This window comes from Streptomyces sp. DT2A-34 (genome assembly GCF_030499515.1).
In the GTDB taxonomy this organism is placed as follows: domain Bacteria; phylum Actinomycetota; class Actinomycetes; order Streptomycetales; family Streptomycetaceae; genus Streptomyces.
In genome coordinates, this window is record NZ_JASTWJ010000001.1 from 1,775,174 (window position 1) to 1,789,196 (window position 14,023).

Annotated in this window: 12 protein-coding genes; 8 read left to right on the forward strand and 4 right to left on the reverse strand. The window is 72.8% G+C overall.

Annotation, left to right across the window (positions count from 1 at the left end):
• Positions 1 to 8 precede the first annotated feature (8 nt).
• Positions 9 to 2,846: a BTAD domain-containing putative transcriptional regulator gene (locus tag QQM39_RS07680; RefSeq protein WP_301995873.1), complete on the reverse strand. Its 2,838-nt coding sequence runs from the start codon at positions 2,844 to 2,846 to the stop codon at positions 9 to 11.
• 173 nt (positions 2,847 to 3,019) lie between these two features.
• Between QQM39_RS07680 and QQM39_RS07685 the strand changes: the two genes are divergently transcribed.
• Positions 3,020 to 3,397: a hypothetical protein gene (locus QQM39_RS07685; RefSeq protein ID WP_301995874.1), complete on the forward strand. Its 378-nt coding sequence runs from the start codon at positions 3,020 to 3,022 to the stop codon at positions 3,395 to 3,397.
• Between the two features lie 83 nt (positions 3,398 to 3,480).
• Here the strand turns inward: QQM39_RS07685 and QQM39_RS07690 are convergent, their stop codons facing one another.
• A complete protein-coding gene (locus tag QQM39_RS07690) occupies positions 3,481 to 4,128 on the reverse strand; it encodes a ThuA domain-containing protein (RefSeq protein ID WP_301995875.1) in 648 nt (215 codons plus the stop codon).
• 143 nt (positions 4,129 to 4,271) lie between these two features.
• Here QQM39_RS07690 and QQM39_RS07695 point away from each other — a divergent pair, with 143 nt between their 5' ends.
• The 3 genes from QQM39_RS07695 (at position 4,272) to QQM39_RS07705 (ending at position 6,491) form a co-directional block, all read left to right on the forward strand.
• Positions 4,272 to 5,297: a DUF5954 family protein gene (locus QQM39_RS07695; RefSeq protein ID WP_301995876.1), complete on the forward strand. Its 1,026-nt coding sequence runs from the start codon at positions 4,272 to 4,274 to the stop codon at positions 5,295 to 5,297.
• Between the two features lie 67 nt (positions 5,298 to 5,364).
• On the forward strand, positions 5,365 to 5,997 hold the full coding sequence (locus QQM39_RS07700; protein WP_301995877.1) for a VOC family protein: 633 nt from the start codon (positions 5,365 to 5,367) through the stop codon (positions 5,995 to 5,997).
• A gap of 95 nt (positions 5,998 to 6,092) precedes the next feature.
• A complete protein-coding gene (locus QQM39_RS07705; protein ID WP_301995878.1) occupies positions 6,093 to 6,491 on the forward strand; it encodes a VOC family protein in 399 nt (132 codons plus the stop codon).
• Positions 6,492 to 6,522: 31 nt separating this feature from the next.
• On the opposite strand, the gene QQM39_RS07710 is transcribed toward QQM39_RS07705, so the two are convergent.
• Together QQM39_RS07710 and QQM39_RS07715 are read right to left on the reverse strand one after the other, a co-directional pair.
• Positions 6,523 to 7,227 (reverse strand): helix-turn-helix domain-containing protein, encoded by a 705-nt coding sequence (locus QQM39_RS07710; protein WP_301995880.1) that lies wholly within the window; start codon positions 7,225 to 7,227, stop codon positions 6,523 to 6,525.
• 89 nt (positions 7,228 to 7,316) lie between these two features.
• Positions 7,317 to 8,477, reverse strand: a complete 1,161-nt coding sequence (locus tag QQM39_RS07715; RefSeq protein WP_301995881.1) for a YihY/virulence factor BrkB family protein — start codon at positions 8,475 to 8,477, stop codon at positions 7,317 to 7,319.
• Between the two features lie 137 nt (positions 8,478 to 8,614).
• Here QQM39_RS07715 and QQM39_RS07720 point away from each other — a divergent pair, with 137 nt between their 5' ends.
• The 4 genes from QQM39_RS07720 to QQM39_RS07735 all read left to right on the forward strand — a co-directional run bounded on the left by QQM39_RS07720 (position 8,615) and on the right by QQM39_RS07735 (position 14,005).
• The gene (locus tag QQM39_RS07720) at positions 8,615 to 10,249 is read left to right on the forward strand and encodes an acyl-CoA dehydrogenase family protein (RefSeq protein WP_301995882.1); all 1,635 of its coding nucleotides are present in this window, start codon (positions 8,615 to 8,617) and stop codon (positions 10,247 to 10,249) included.
• Positions 10,250 to 10,604: 355 nt separating this feature from the next.
• Positions 10,605 to 11,894, forward strand: a complete 1,290-nt coding sequence (locus QQM39_RS07725) for a GAF domain-containing protein (RefSeq protein ID WP_301995884.1) — start codon at positions 10,605 to 10,607, stop codon at positions 11,892 to 11,894.
• Positions 11,895 to 12,051: 157 nt separating this feature from the next.
• Positions 12,052 to 13,341 (forward strand): hypothetical protein, encoded by a 1,290-nt coding sequence (locus tag QQM39_RS07730; protein ID WP_301995885.1) that lies wholly within the window; start codon positions 12,052 to 12,054, stop codon positions 13,339 to 13,341.
• A gap of 91 nt (positions 13,342 to 13,432) precedes the next feature.
• Entirely contained in the window at positions 13,433 to 14,005 is a 573-nt protein-coding gene (locus tag QQM39_RS07735) for a GNAT family N-acetyltransferase (protein ID WP_301995886.1), read from the forward strand.
• Positions 14,006 to 14,023: the final 18 nt, after the last annotated feature.

Here is a 14,023-nt window from a genome sequence, read left to right on the forward strand (position 1 = left end):
CCTCCGCCCTAACCCGCCGTCGAGCCGTCCAGTTCCCGCAGGAGTGTGCGGAGTTGGGTCACGTCCGCTTCGGGTGCGTTGATGTCGAGGTAGATGGCGAGGGCCTCGTGCAGGGTCTGGCGAGCCGGTTGCACGGCGCCTGTCGCGCTGTGGGTCTGGCTCAGGTGGACCAGGGTCTCGGCCTCGTTGTAGCGGTGGCCGAGGGCGCGGTTGAGGGCCAGGCTGTGCTCGTAGCAGTCGACGGCGTTCGGGTGGTCGCCGAGCTGGTGGTAGGCGTAGCCGAGGGTGTCCCAGGTGGCGGCCTGGCCTCGTTCGTCGCCCAGCTCGCGCTGGATGGCCAGGGCCTGCCGGCAGTGGCGTACCGCTGCGGCGTGGTCGCCGAGCCGGGTGTGGTCCCAGGCCACCGCGTTCAGGGCGCGGGCCCGTCCCGGGAGGTTTCCGAGTGAGGTGAACAGGTCCACGGCGCGCTGGTCGTGCCTGAGGGCGGCGGGCTTGTCGTCCTGCCGTTCGTACAGCCAGCCCAGGGCGAGGTGGGTGTGGGCGGCCGAGCGGAGGTCGCCGTCGGCCTCCGACAGGGCGAGCGCGTGGGCCAGTTGCTGGTGGGCCTCGGTGAGGCGGGCGGTCTCCGTGCACGCCCAGGCCAGGGCCCGGTGCGACTCGGCCCGGGCGGCCGGGTCCCCGAGCCGGACGGCGGCGGCGAGGGCGGTGGTGTGGACGGCGGTGACGTCGGCCCAGCGTCCCCGGCGGGCGAGGAAGGTGGTGAGGGCCCAGGCCAGCCGCCATGCCTGGGCGTCGTGTCCGGTGCGTACGGCGTGGTCGACGGCCGCCGTGAGGACGGTGTGCTCGCGGGTGAACCAGGCCATGGCCTGGTCGTGCGTGGTGAGTTCCTCGGGTCGGGCGCCGTCCGCCGCCGGGGCCGGCGCAAGCGGGTCGCGGTGGGGCAGCAGGAGGCGGTCGGCGGCGTATGCCGTGTGCGCGTAGTGGTCGAGTACGCGGGTGAGGGCGGCGTCCGCTTCGGTGGGGGGCGCCTCCGCCTTCGCCAGTTCGAGGGCGTACGCCCGCAGCAGGTCGTGGCAGGTGAAGCGGCCGGGGACGTGTTCCTGCACGAGGTGGTGGGCCTGGAGGCGGCGCAGCCGGGTGCGGAGCAGGGCGGGCGGCAGTGCGGTGAGGCTCGCGGCGGCCGGCAGGCCGATGTCGGTGCCGGGTGCCTGGGCGAGCCGGCGGAAGACCCGGGCGGTGTCGGGGTCCAGGGCCAGGTAGGAGGAGGCGAGGACGGTGCGTACGTCACCGCTCGTCTCGCCGGTCTCCAGGGCGTCGAGCCGGGTTGCCGTGTCGCGCAGTTCGGCGGCCAGGGCGGTGAGGGTGAGGACCGGGTTGGTGGTGACGCGGGCGGCGAGGACGCTGACGGCCAGCGGCAGCCCGGCGCAGTGGTGGAGGAGCTCCGCCGCCGCCTCGGGTTCGGCGGCGATCCGGTCGGCGCCGATGCGGCGGACGAGCAGCTCGCGCGCCTCGGTGCCGTCGAGCGTGTCCAGGGTGAGTCGGCCGACGCCGTGGGAGGCGGCGAGTCCGGGGAGCTGGTGTCGGCTGGTGATGAGGACCGTGCAGGCGGGGCTGCCCGGCAGCAGGGGCAGCACCTGGTCGCTGTCGCGGGCGTTGTCGAGCACGACCAGTAATCGCCGGTCCGCGGTGAGGCTGCGGTACAGCGCGGCCTGGGACTGCGGGGCGGTGGGCAGGCCGGCGGGGTCGGTGCCGAGGGCCTCCAGGAAACCCCGCATGACCACGTACGGGTCCGCCGGCTCGCCGGAGGGGGTGAAGCCGCGCAGATCGGCGTACAACTGGCCGTCGGGGAAGAGGTCCTGCTGGTCGTGGGCCCAGCGCAGCGCCAGCCAGGTCTTGCCGACGCCGCCGGTGCCGCAGATCGCCACGGTCAGGACGCTGCCGCCGTCCGGCTTGCCCTGTGGGGCCAACAGCTTGTCCAGGCGGGCGAGTTCGCTGCCGCGTCCGGTGAACAGGGGTGGCGGGGCGGGTAGTTGTCGCGGGTGAGCCGTGGTGGTGGCGCGGGCGGAGTTCGGCTTGTCGCTTCTTGCCGGTGGCGCGAGCCGCGGATCCGAGGTCAGGATCCGCTGGTACAACTCCCGCAGCGGGGGCCCCGGGTCGATGCCCAGCTCGTCGGCGAGACGACGCCGTACGACCTGATAGTGCCCGAGGGCGTCGGCGGGGCGCCCGCCGCGGTAGAGGGCGAGCATCAGCTGGGCGGCGAGCCGCTCGTCCAGCGGGTGGCTGTCGGCGAGGGCCGGCAGGGTGGCCAGCAGGTCGGCGTGGCGGCCGCGACGCAACTGGACGTCGGCCCGGTCCAGGACGGCGGCGAGCCGTTCCACCTGGGCGGTCTCGCGCTGGGCCGCGAACCAGGGGCTGTCCATGCCGGGACACATCTCACCCCGCCACAGCGCGAGGGCCTCCTCGAACAGGCGCGCCGCCTCGTCGTCGTCCCCCGCGTGCGCGGCGGTGCGCGCCTGGGCGGCGAGGGCCCGGAAGCGGTGCAGGTCGGCGGCCGAAGGCGCGACGACCAGCTCGTACCCTCCCGACCGCCGCGCGATCCGCGCCTCCTCGGCCACGGGCCGCAACGCCCGGCGCAGCCTGGAGAGGTAGCTGTACAGCGTCTCCCGGGCGCGCTGCGGCGGCCTCTCCCCCCACACCCGGTCGACGAGTCGGTCCACCGTCACCACGTGGTTGGCCTCGCACACCAGTACCGCGAGCACGCACTGCTGCCGCGCCGGCCCCTGATCCAGCCGGTGGCCGTCGACCAGGACCTCGACCCCGCCCAGCACACGGAACTCCACGGCCACATGCACCACCCCCCAGGCAGGATCCTAGGACCGAAGCAAGCGGCTCTGACCAGCTAATTCCAGCTCTTTTCAAGGTTTGGCCAGGGTCGCCCGGCCAGGGTGGTGGCCATCTCGTCAGGCAGGTCCGGTGACGGTCGGCCGGAGGAGACACCGACCATGACAAAGGAGCCGGGATGCGTACTCGTCATCTGATCGGAACCACCCTCGCCACTGCGGCGCTCTTCGTCGGCGTGGCGGCCGCGCCCGCGCAGGCGGCCGAGAACCCCTTGTCGACCACAGGTGCACAGGGGATGGTCAGCTTCTACAGCATGTACGTCCGGGCCTGCGACACCCTCAAGGACGGCAGGCGGGCCGTCGCCCAGGCCGTGAACCAGACCACGGGTGAATACCTCGGCGGGGCGGAGGACACGGGCGGTGCCGACGGAGCGTGCGCCTTCGACTACTTCACGGAGAAGCCCTCCCGCGGCGACGTCATCTACCTGGCCGTGTGGCGCCAGGACGGCGCCGGCGGATGGCAGGAGGACTTCCGCTACACGACTTGGACGTACTGAGCCCTCTCGCGGTGCTCGCTGACCAACCTGGGGACGGGGGAATGACGGAGGGCCACTTCGAGGAGTGGCCCTCCGTCGTGCGTCTAGGCCCGTTTCGCCGCCCAGTCGATCCCGCCGAGCAGGTGGGCGCGGAAGTCCGGGTCCGCGTACGCCTCGGCGGCATGCCCGAGCGCCGTGTAGAAGACGCGCCCCGATCCCTGCTCACGGCACCACACCAGCGGATGGTCCGCGCCCATGCCGCCACCGCCGTACGACGACTCGTCGGCGCAGGCCAGCACCCGTACCGCGCCTCGGGGGTTGCTGCGGAAGTCGTACCACTCGTCGACGAAACCCCATACGGCCGGCAGGTGCCGGGTGGCCGGATGGTGGCGGTCCTCCACGATCACCTTGCCGGGCTGGTACTCGGGGTGCCGGTCGAACCGCGCGCCCAACAGCTCGCCGTAGTACGGCCAGTCGTACTCGGTGCAGGCCGCCGCGTGCACGCCGACGAAGCCGCCGCCCGACTCGACGTACGCGGCGAGCCGTTCCCGCCCGGCGGGGGTGAGCACCTCGCCGCTGGTGGAGAGGAAGACGACGGCCGCGTAACCGTCGAGGGGTTGCTCGAAGGCCGCGGGATCCTCGGTGTGGTCCACCTCGAAGTCGCCGAGGGTGCGGACGGCCTCGACGCCGGCCGGGATGGAGTCGTGCCGGTAGGCGGTGGTGCGGGTGTGGACGAGGAGTCGTGCGGCCATACGACCGAGCCTAGGGGAGCCGGCGGCTCGGTCCCACGGCTGCCGGTGACCCGAAAATTTCGGATCGCCGGGTCGCTCCAACAACCCGGGCTGTTGGGTCGGTTCACCCCCGCGTGCACCCCCGCGCCGGAAACAATTTGTGTATGACCCATGACTGGCAGCGACAGATCCACGCCCTCCACGACGAGCTGGTCCGCCGTGACGACCCCGCCGCCTGGGTGCGGGAGGCCGACGCGGTGGACGCCTCTTTGCGCTACCCCGGGTTCGCCCTGCGTGGACCGGTGTTCGGGGTCGCCGTGCAGGATCCGGCGGTGGGGCCCGAGTGGCGGGTGCTCAAGCCGGTCGTGAACGGGATGCCGCAGATGTGCCGGGACTCGCTGAACACCTATCTGTGGTTCCGCGCGAAGGACGACACCGACGATCCGGCCGTACGGCGTGAACTGCTCGCCGCCGTGGCCGTGTTGGAGCGGGAGCCGGTCAACGAGGTGGAGGCGTGCGGGGTGCGGTACCGGATCGTGCGCGGGGACGAGTTCTCGCGCTGCGACGACAACAACCGGCTGGAGCCGCCTCGGCCCACCGACCCGGAGCCCGCTGAGCGGACCTGGGACCTGCGCGCCGACCACACCCCCTCCCCCGACCTGGACTTCGTCCTCGACCCGGATCACGTGGACGGCGGCCCGATGACGGGCGCCCTGCTGGCGGCGCTGCGGGACTTCGCCTACCGGGGCGCGCGGTTCCCCATGACCCTGCGCAGGGACTCGGAGCGGGCGGTGCACTCGCACCCGCAGATCGTGCTGTTGCCCACCTGCTTCGGCGTGGTCGAGCGGGAACGGACCGGCTGGGAACCGGCCCTCGCCCTCCAGTCCACCCCGCACGACGCCCGGCGCGTGCTGCACGACGCGATGATCGAGATGTGGCCCATGCTGTACAAGTTCGACGACGAGAAGAAGGCCGTGTACGAGAAGGCGGCCGCGGAGTTCCGGGCGCTCGAGCGCGCCGACGAGGCCCGGGTGGCGGGCCGGGTGTTCCGGATCTGCCGTACCGAGCGCCTGCTGCGCATGGGCCCCGACGGTCCGGAGACCCCGCGCCCGTCGGACATCGACGACTACGGCCCGATGAAGATCCATCCGACGCTGCTGCTGGACGGCACCGTCGTCTTCGACGAGTGAGACCACCGGCCCGTCCTGGCGCACAGGTGTTCCATAACGCAGGCCGCTCTGCATAGCCTCGGCTGCGATGAACGCCATCCCCGCGCTCCTGGACCATCTCGTCCTCGCGACCCCGGACCTGGCCGCCACGGTCGCCGACTTCGCCCGCCGCACCGGCGTGACCCCGGCCCCCGGCGGCGTGCACGTCGGGCTCGGCACCCGTAACCACCTGGTGTCCCTGGGCGGCACCAGCTACCTGGAGATCATCGGCCCGGATCCCGAGCAGTCCGCGCCCGGCCGGCCCCGGCCCTTCGAGGTCGACGGCCTCACCACCGCGCGCACGGTCACCTGGGCGCTCTGCCCGCCCGACCTGGACGCGGCCATCGCGGCCGCCCGGGCCCAGGGGTACGACCCCGGCCCGGCGCAGGCGATGAGCCGCCGCAGACCCGACGGCACCCTGCTGGAATGGCGGCTCACCGACGGCGACGACGCCCACCCCTCCGGCCTGGTCCCCTTCCTCATCGACTGGAGCGCCACGGTCCACCCCACCGCCTCGGACCTGCCCACCACACCGCTGCTGTCCCTGTCCGCGAGCGCCCCCGAGCCGGACGAGATCCGGCCCCTGCTGACGGCACTCGGCACGGACCTCGACCTCACGACGGGCCCGGTGGGCATGCAGTTCACGGTGGACACGCCGCTGGGGCCGGTGACGTTCCACTAGGCGCCCGAGGGGTCCGAGGCACCGTCCGGCAGGGCGCCTGCGGGGTGTCCGATTTCTTCAAGACCGGCCGCCACCGGGCTGCCTACGGTGGCCGCATGACTCCACGATTCGATGCCATCGGCCTCGTCGTCTCCGACATGGCCGCCTCCGTCGCCTTCTACCGCCGCCTCGGCTTCGCCTTCCTCGACGGCGCCGAGAACGAGCCGCACGCCGAGGCGGAACTGCCGGGCGGGCTGCGGTTGTTGCTCGATACGGAGACGACCGTGCGCTCCTTCCACCCCGAGTGGCAGCCGCCCACGGGTGGCGGCCGGCACTCGCTGGCGTTGCGGTGCGCGGATCCGGGTGAGGTGGACGCGGTGTACGAGGAACTGGTCGGCGCCGGCTACCACGGCGAGCTCAAGCCGTGGGACGCCTTCTGGGGCCAGCGGTACGCCTCCGTCCAGGACCCGGACGGAAACGGCGTCGACCTGTTCGCACCGCTGGGGCCCTTGTGATGGATCTCCGCGGCGTCGCCGCGGAGATCCATCACAAGGGCCCCTGGCCGCCGCGCCGGGCGAGTAGCTCACCGAGCGGCAGGCCCGCCAGTTCCTTGACGTCCCGGGCCAGATGAGCCTGATCGGCGAACCCGGCCCGGGCGGCCGTGTCCGCGAAGGCCACGCCGTCCCGTGCCAGGGCGAGGGCCCGTCGCAGCCGCAGGATCCGGGCCAGCGTCTTGGGGCCGTAGCCGAAGGCGGTCCGGCAGCGTCGGTGCAACTGCCGGGCACCGAGGCCGAGTTCGTCGGCGGTGGCGGCGACGGGGCGACCCGTGTCGAGGGCGGTGACGACCCGGAGCAGCAGCGGGTCGGGCGGCTCGGCGGCGGCGGCCCGCTCCAGCACCACGTCTTCGAGCGCGGTCACGGGGTCGGCCGCGGCACCGACACGTCCGCACAGCCGTCGTACCTCCGAGGCCGGCCACAGATCCGCGAGCTCGACCCGCCGGTCGCGCAGCTCATGCGCCGGAACGCCGAGCAGGCCGGGCGCGGTGCCCGGGTGGAAACGGACGCCGACCCAGGTAGTGGGCGGGCCTTCGGTGACGTACGCACGCGTGTCGGGCCCCGCGACGAGCAGCCGCCCCTCGTTCCAGAGCAGATCCATGCACCCGTCGGGCAGCACACGCCCCTCACCGGGCCCACCAGGGGTGTTCGTCCACACCACGCCGCCAGGCAGCCGGGACGCCCGCTCCGCGTACATGGGGGCCAGGCTACGCCGCGACGCCTCGCGGGGCGCGGCGCCGGCTGTGGCGGTATGCGGCTCCGCCGCGTGGGGCGCGACCAGCCCCCTCAGGCCCCGCCCTGGTCCTCCGGCTTGTGCGGCGGGTGCGTGTGGGTGCTCTTCACATGGGTCCGCAGCCGGGACGACACGTCCTCCGGCGGCAGGAAGCGGGACCAGCGCTCGGGGAACTCCGACGGCATGTCGGGGTCGTCGGGGTCGTCGAGCCCGGGCTCGCGGCCGGCGGCGTGGCGGGCCACGTACTCGGCGACCTGGGCCTCGCGCATCCGCTCGTTGGCCGCGCGGGCCGCCGCCGTCGCGGCGGCCGGCCAGACCCGGTCGATCGCGGCGTTGACCGCGGCCCCGACGAGCACGGCGAACGCGGACACACCGATCCACAGCATCACGGCGACGGCGGCGGCGAGGGACCCGTAGATCGACGCGCCCTCGATCGTGTTCGTCAGGTAGATGCGCAGCAGGAAGCTGCCCAGGACCCACATGCCGAGGGCGACCAGCGCGCCGGGCACGTCCTCGATCCAGGGGGAGCGGACCGGCACGGACACGTGGTACAGCGTCGTCAGGAACGCGATCGACAGGACGATCACGACGGGCCAGTACAGGACCTGCACCACGGTCTCCGACCACGGCACGATCCGCACCACCGCGTCCGGCCCCGCCACCATCAGCGGCAGCGCCACCGAGCCGATCAGCAGGGCCGCGATGAACAGCAGGAACGCCACCAGACGGGTCTTCACGATGCCGCGGACGCCGTCGAGGCCGTACATCACGGTGATGGTGTCTATGAAGACGTTCACCGCGCGCGACCCCGACCACAGGGCGAACAGGAAGCCGACGGAGATGACGTCGGGGCGGCCGCCGTGCATCACGTCGTCCAGGATCGGCTGGGCGATCTGGCGCACGCCCTTGTCGGACAGGACGGTGCGCGAGGCCTCGATCAGGTTGGTCTCCAGGCTGCTGATGGTGTCGGTGCCGGTCCAGTCGTCGACGTAGCCGAGGAGGCCGATCATGCTGAGCAGCAGCGGCGGCACGGACAGCAGCGTGAAGAACGCGGCCTCGGCGGCGAGGCCAAGGATGCGGTACTCGATGCAGGAGTTGACGGTGTCCTTGATCAACAGCCAGGCGGTCCTGCGCTTCGAGACGTTCCGGTAGAGGACACGCGCCCGGTGGAGACGACCGGAGGTCCGCTGGGGGGATTCACTTGCTGGCTGCACGACCTAAAGGTATCCGCCGTACGGGAGCGCACTCATCGCGGCGCCGGGTGCGCACCCTCGCCACCTGCCCGATCCCCCGCGCCGGTGTCGTGTCAGGCTGGAGACCACCGCCCCCCTCAGGGATAGGTTTCACAGGTATGGCAGGCAGCACGCACACCGTGACCAACCAGCCCCCGCCCCTGGTCGGATACGACGTCTACACCGCCGACCGGGCCCTGACCGCGGCCGTCGAACGCCACCTCGCCCCGGAGCTGCTGGACGAGGTCCGCAGCGAGCTGGCGTCGCTCGGGCGGACCTGCGGATCTCCACAGGTACAGGAGTGGGGGGTACTGGCGAACGACAATCCGCCGCGGCTGCACACGCACGACCGCTACGGCCACCGTATCGACGAGGTCGAGTTCCATCCGTCCTGGCACCGGCTGCTCGGCAAGGGCGTCGCGGCGGGGCTGACCGCGGCCTGGGTCCGGCCGGGCGGGCATGTGCGACGGGCGGCCGCCTTCCTGATGTGGACGCAGGTCGACGCCGGCAACGGCTGCCCGCTGTCCATGACCCATGCGGCGGTCCCCGTGCTGCGTACGGACCCCGGCCTCGCCGCCGAGTGGGAGCCGCGGCTGACGTCCATGATCTACGACCGTGAGCTGCGGCCCGCCCGGCTCAAGGCCGGGTCGCTGTTCGGGATGGGCATGACGGAGAAGCAGGGCGGCAGCGACGTACGCGCCAACACGACGGCCGCGCGCCCGCTTCCCGACGGCGAGTCGTACGAGCTGACCGGGCACAAGTGGTTCTGCTCGGCACCCATGTCGGACGGGTTCCTGGTGCTGGCGCAGGCTCCGGGCGGGCTCACCTGCTTCCTCGTGCCGCGCGTGCTGGAGGACGGCAGCCACAACGTGTTCCTCATCCAGCGGCTCAAGGACAAACTGGGCAACCGCTCGAACGCCTCCGGTGAGGTCGAGTTCGACGGGACGTGGGCGCGCCGGGTCGGTGAGGAGGGGCGCGGGGTGCGCACCATCATCGAGATGGTGGCCGCGACCCGGCTCGACTGCGTACTGGGCTCGGCGGGGCTGATGCGGCAGGCCGTCGCGCAGGCGATCCACCACTGCGACCACCGCGAGGCGTTCGGCGGGAAGCTCGTCGACAAGCCGCTCATGCGCAACGTCCTGGCCGACCTCGCCGTCGAGTCCGAGGCGGCGACCACCCTGGCGCTACGGCTCGCGGCCGCCTACGACGACGGCGGCGAGCAGGAGCGGGCGCTGCTGCGGATAGCGGTACCGGCCGCCAAGTACTGGGTGACCAAGCGGTGTACGCCGCTGACGGTCGAGGCGTCCGAGTGCCTGGGCGGCAACGGGTACGTCGAGGCGTCCGGGATGCCCCGGCTGGTGCGCGAGTCGCCGCTGAACTCGATCTGGGAGGGCGCGGGCAACGTCCAGGCACTGGACGTGCTGCGGGTGCTGCAACGGGAGCCGGCGGCGCTCAACGCCTACCTGCAGGAGGTGGGCAAGGCCCGCGGCGCCGACCACCGCCTGGACACGGCGATCAAGGGCCTACTGACGGAACTGGCCGACTTGGAGGGCATCGAGGCCCGCGCCCGCCGCCTGACGGAGCGACTGGCACTGGTCCTCCAGGGGGCGCTGCTCGTCCGGTTCGCCCCGCCGGAGGTCGCCGACGCGTTCTGCGCCTCACGGTTGGGAGGTGATGGGGGAATGGCCTTCGGCACACTGCCGTCAACTCTGAACCTGCGGTCACTGGTGGACAGGTCCAGGCCGCAGGCCTGACCCAGGGGCGCGGGGCTGTATTGATATGCGGCTCCGCCGCGTGGGCGCGACAAGCCACGACGGACCCGCAGCCGCCAACGCAACAGGCAGCGGCACCCCCCGTCACGAAGCGGCTGAACCGCCGGAGGCAAGGGGTGGTGCTGCGCCGACACGGCACCACCCCCGCCATGGCCCGTTCGAGGCCGCGAACGCCGCTCGGGACGGCGTTGCTCAAGTTTCAATCAGGCCAGGACGGTCCACCAGGGTTGCAAGGGGTTGCAACTTGTTGGCGTCCGAGTGCGGAGTGTGTCCCTCCGCGAGCATCGGACGGCACTATGAGACGCACACTCAGTATGAGTCGAACCGGGAGGGACCCGTGGCGCTCTCGCCGACGGACCTGACGCAACTCGCCGCCGTGGATTCGGCGCGGGCGGCGCGAGTACTCAGCGAGGTCCGCTCCGCCACGCTCTCCGGACAGCGCGCGCCCGTCGCGCCGCGCCCGGTGATCGAGCGGTCCTGGGAACGCATGCTACGCAGCGGTGTCGATCCCGACCACGACGTCCGGTCCGGGCTGCTGTCCCGCGAGGAGGTGCAGCGGCGCCGGGAGTCCAGCGCGCTCAAGCATGTGCTGCCGGTGCTGCGCGAGGGGCTGCTGTCGGTCGCGGACATCGCCCACCACATCATGGTCGTCGCCGACGACGAGGGCCGGGTGCTGTGGCGGGAGGGCAACTCCTCCGTGCTGCGCAAGGCCGACGGCCTCGGCTTCGAACTCGGCGCCGACTGGCGGGAAAGCGTCGTCGGCACGAACGGTGTGGGCACCCCGGCCGTGGTGCGCCGGCCGGTGCAGGTCTTCGCCTCCGAGCACTTCCAGCGCTCGCAGACCTCCTGGACCTGCACCGGCGCCCCCATCACGGATCCGCGGGACGGCCGGCTGATCGGTGTGGTGGACGTCAGCGGGCCGCTGGAGACCATGCACCCGGCCACGCTCGCCTGGGTCGACTCGGTGGCCAAGCTCGCCGAGGCCCGGCTGCGCGAGGTGCATCTGACCTCGCTGGAACGGCTGCGCGCGGTGGCGGCGCCGGTGCTGGCCCGGCTGCCCGGGCGGGCCCTGGTGGTGGACCGGGACGGCTGGACGGCCGCGGTGACCGGGATGCCGTACGCGCACCGGATCGCGCTGCCCAAGTCCCTGTCGCCGGGCCGACGGTGGCTGCCGGCGCTGGGCGTGTGCTCGGTGGAGCCGCTGGCCGGCGGCTGGCTGCTGCGGGCCGCCGACGAGCCGGTGCCGCCCGGGGCGACGCGGATCACCCTGGACCTGACGCAGGCGCGCCGCTGGTCGGTGACGGTGTCCGGCGGCGCGGGCTCCTGGAGCCATGAACTGAGCCCCCGGCACGCCGAGTTGCTGTATCTGCTGGCCCTGCACCGCACCGGCCGCAGCGCGGCGGGGCTGGCCGAGGACATGTTCGGCGACGCGGGCCGTACGGTGACGGTGCGCGCCGAGATGTCGCGGGTACGGCGCTATCTCGGGGCGTTCCTGGAGCATCGGCCCTACCGCTTCCGCGAGGACGCGGAGGTCGAGGTGCTGCTGCCGGACGACCCGTGCGATCTGCTGCCGCACTCGACGGCGCCCGCCGTGACGCGGGGGCGGGTCTCGACCGATATGCCCTGAGTGTGCCGTGTGCCCGAGTGGCATCTTCCGCATATTTGCGGGGTCTTAGTCCGCAAGCATGCTCCACTGCCGTAGCATCCCCCTACGAGCCACCCCACCTGCTCTTTTGGTCAACACACAGACCAATGGCGGCAGTTGGCTCGCCTCGGGAGGTTTGATGAAGCACCGCGGCAGACACCGTCGACGCAAGCAGGGCCGTGCCGTGCGCGCGTTCCTGGCCGGAACCGCCCTCGCGCTCACCGCGGCCGCCACGGTGATCAGCGCCTCACAGGCCACGGTCGGCGACAACCCCGGGGCGCTGGAGCCGCTCACCAGGGCCGCCGAGACCGGCGCGCTCAGCCTCCACGAGCAGTTGGCCCCGCAGGCCACGCTCGACGAACTCGCCTCCCGGATGGGCAAGCCGGTGGGTGTCCGTGCCGTCCTGGAGAGCGCCGACCGCAGCCTGCGCACCGCGTCCGGCTGTACGGCCGACGAGCGCACCGCGCTGCCGGTCGCGCCGGCCGCCACGCGCGCGTACTGCTGGGACGCCGCCGACACCCGGGCCTGGCGGGCAGGGGCGGTCACCACCTCGGGCGACGCCGACGACGACGGCTGGTGGAACGACAACCGGGTGCTCCTGGCCGGCTGGAGCCAGGGCAGCGCCGACCGGGGCCTCGCCCGGGTCGCCTTCGTCGACGCGAACGACCTGGCCCGCCTCAGGTACGCCTCGGCCCTCCTCGTCGTCCCGGTGGACGGCGGACGCGACTACCGCGCCCTGACCTCCCGCCTGTCCGGCATGGTCTGGTACCAGGACAAGCTGCTGGTCACCACCGCCGACGGCCTGTACGTCTACGACATGAACCGCGTCCAGCGCACCACCGTCGACAGCGCCGCGGTGGGCCGCGTCGAGGGGGGCTGGTCGGCGCACGGCAACCGCTTCGTCCTGCCCGCCGTCGGCTCGTACCGCCTGACCGGCGGGAGCGCCGCTCCCCGCATCGGCGCCATCTCCCTCGACCGCAGCACGGCACCCGACAGCCTGGTGGCGAGCGAACGGACCGCCGCCGACAGCGACCGGCCCGCCCGGCTGTGGCGCTACGACTTCGGCACGGACCCGGCGCGCCCCGGTCTGCTGGCCACCGACGCCACCGGATCCGCGCACGCCGTCGAGGCGTACGAGACGGAGGCGTCCGGCATCAGGGGCCTGCTGTCGCACCGGGCGGCCGGGGCGGACCGCTCCGACTGGTACCTGGGCCGCGCCCCGGGCGCCACGGACCGGCAGGGCAGCCTCTGGCGCCAGGACACCGAGGGCGCCGAGGCGACCCGCTGCGGCTCGGCGGACGCCCCGCGCTGCTGGGGCGTCCAGGCCGGGCCCCTGTCGTACTGGGAGGCGACCGGCGAGGTCTGGTCCCAGTCGGGTCAGATGCTGTTCGCCGTGCCGCTGGAGTCGATCGACAGGGCGCTGGGCTAGCCCCTGCCGTTGGATCATCCCTGCGTCGCGGGGCCCTGCGGTCACGGACGCCGATCGACAGATCGGCCGGCCGGATGATTCCCTGGCCGTCATGACCAACATCCCCGTGACCACCTGGTCCCTGGAACAGACCGCACCCACCGACCTCCTCCCGGCCCAAGCCCCGCAGGGCGACGTGCGGATCGTGCGGGCCGAGGTGCCCTCGCCCGAGTTCAGCCGGTTTCTGTACGTGTCGGTGGGCGGGGACGTCCTCTGGCTGGACCAGCTCGGTTGGACGTACGCGCAGTGGCAGGAGCATCTGGCGCGTCCGGGTGTCGAGACGTGGGTCGCCTACGACCGGGGAACGCCGGCGGGCTATCTGGAGCTGGAACCGCAGGACGACGGGGTCGTGGAGATCATCCACTTCGGCCTGATTCCGGCCTTCCGCGGACGCCGGATCGGCGGCCACCTGCTGGCGTACGGCGCCGCCCGCGCCTGGGACCTCGCGGAGCGCTGGCCGGGGCTGGCGCCGACGAAGCGGGTGTGGCTGCATACGTGCTGCAAGGACGGGGAGCACGCCATGGCCAACTACCTGCGCCGTGGCTTCAAGCTCTTCGACACCAAGGTCGAGGAGGAGGCCGAGGCCGCGCCGACCGGTCCGTGGCCGGGGGCCTACCCCGGCTGACCTGGCCAGAAACGGCCC

What these genes read in the sequence shown, in the direction of transcription:
- QQM39_RS07685 (WP_301995874.1), top strand. Translation starts at nt 3,020, where the DNA reads ATGCGTACTCGTCATCTGATCGGAACCACCCTCGCCACTGCGGCGCTC.
- QQM39_RS07690 (WP_301995875.1), bottom strand. Translation starts at nt 4,128, where the DNA reads ATGGCCGCACGACTCCTCGTCCACACCCGCACCACCGCCTACCGGCAC.
- QQM39_RS07695 (WP_301995876.1), top strand. Translation starts at nt 4,272, where the DNA reads ATGACCCATGACTGGCAGCGACAGATCCACGCCCTCCACGACGAGCTG.
- QQM39_RS07700 (WP_301995877.1), top strand. Translation starts at nt 5,365, where the DNA reads ATGAACGCCATCCCCGCGCTCCTGGACCATCTCGTCCTCGCGACCCCG.
- QQM39_RS07705 (WP_301995878.1), top strand. Translation starts at nt 6,093, where the DNA reads ATGACTCCACGATTCGATGCCATCGGCCTCGTCGTCTCCGACATGGCC.
- QQM39_RS07710 (WP_301995880.1), bottom strand. Translation starts at nt 7,227, where the DNA reads ATGTACGCGGAGCGGGCGTCCCGGCTGCCTGGCGGCGTGGTGTGGACG.
- QQM39_RS07720 (WP_301995882.1), top strand. Translation starts at nt 8,615, where the DNA reads ATGGCAGGCAGCACGCACACCGTGACCAACCAGCCCCCGCCCCTGGTC.
- QQM39_RS07730 (WP_301995885.1), top strand. Translation starts at nt 12,052, where the DNA reads ATGAAGCACCGCGGCAGACACCGTCGACGCAAGCAGGGCCGTGCCGTG.
- QQM39_RS07735 (WP_301995886.1), top strand. Translation starts at nt 13,433, where the DNA reads ATGACCAACATCCCCGTGACCACCTGGTCCCTGGAACAGACCGCACCC.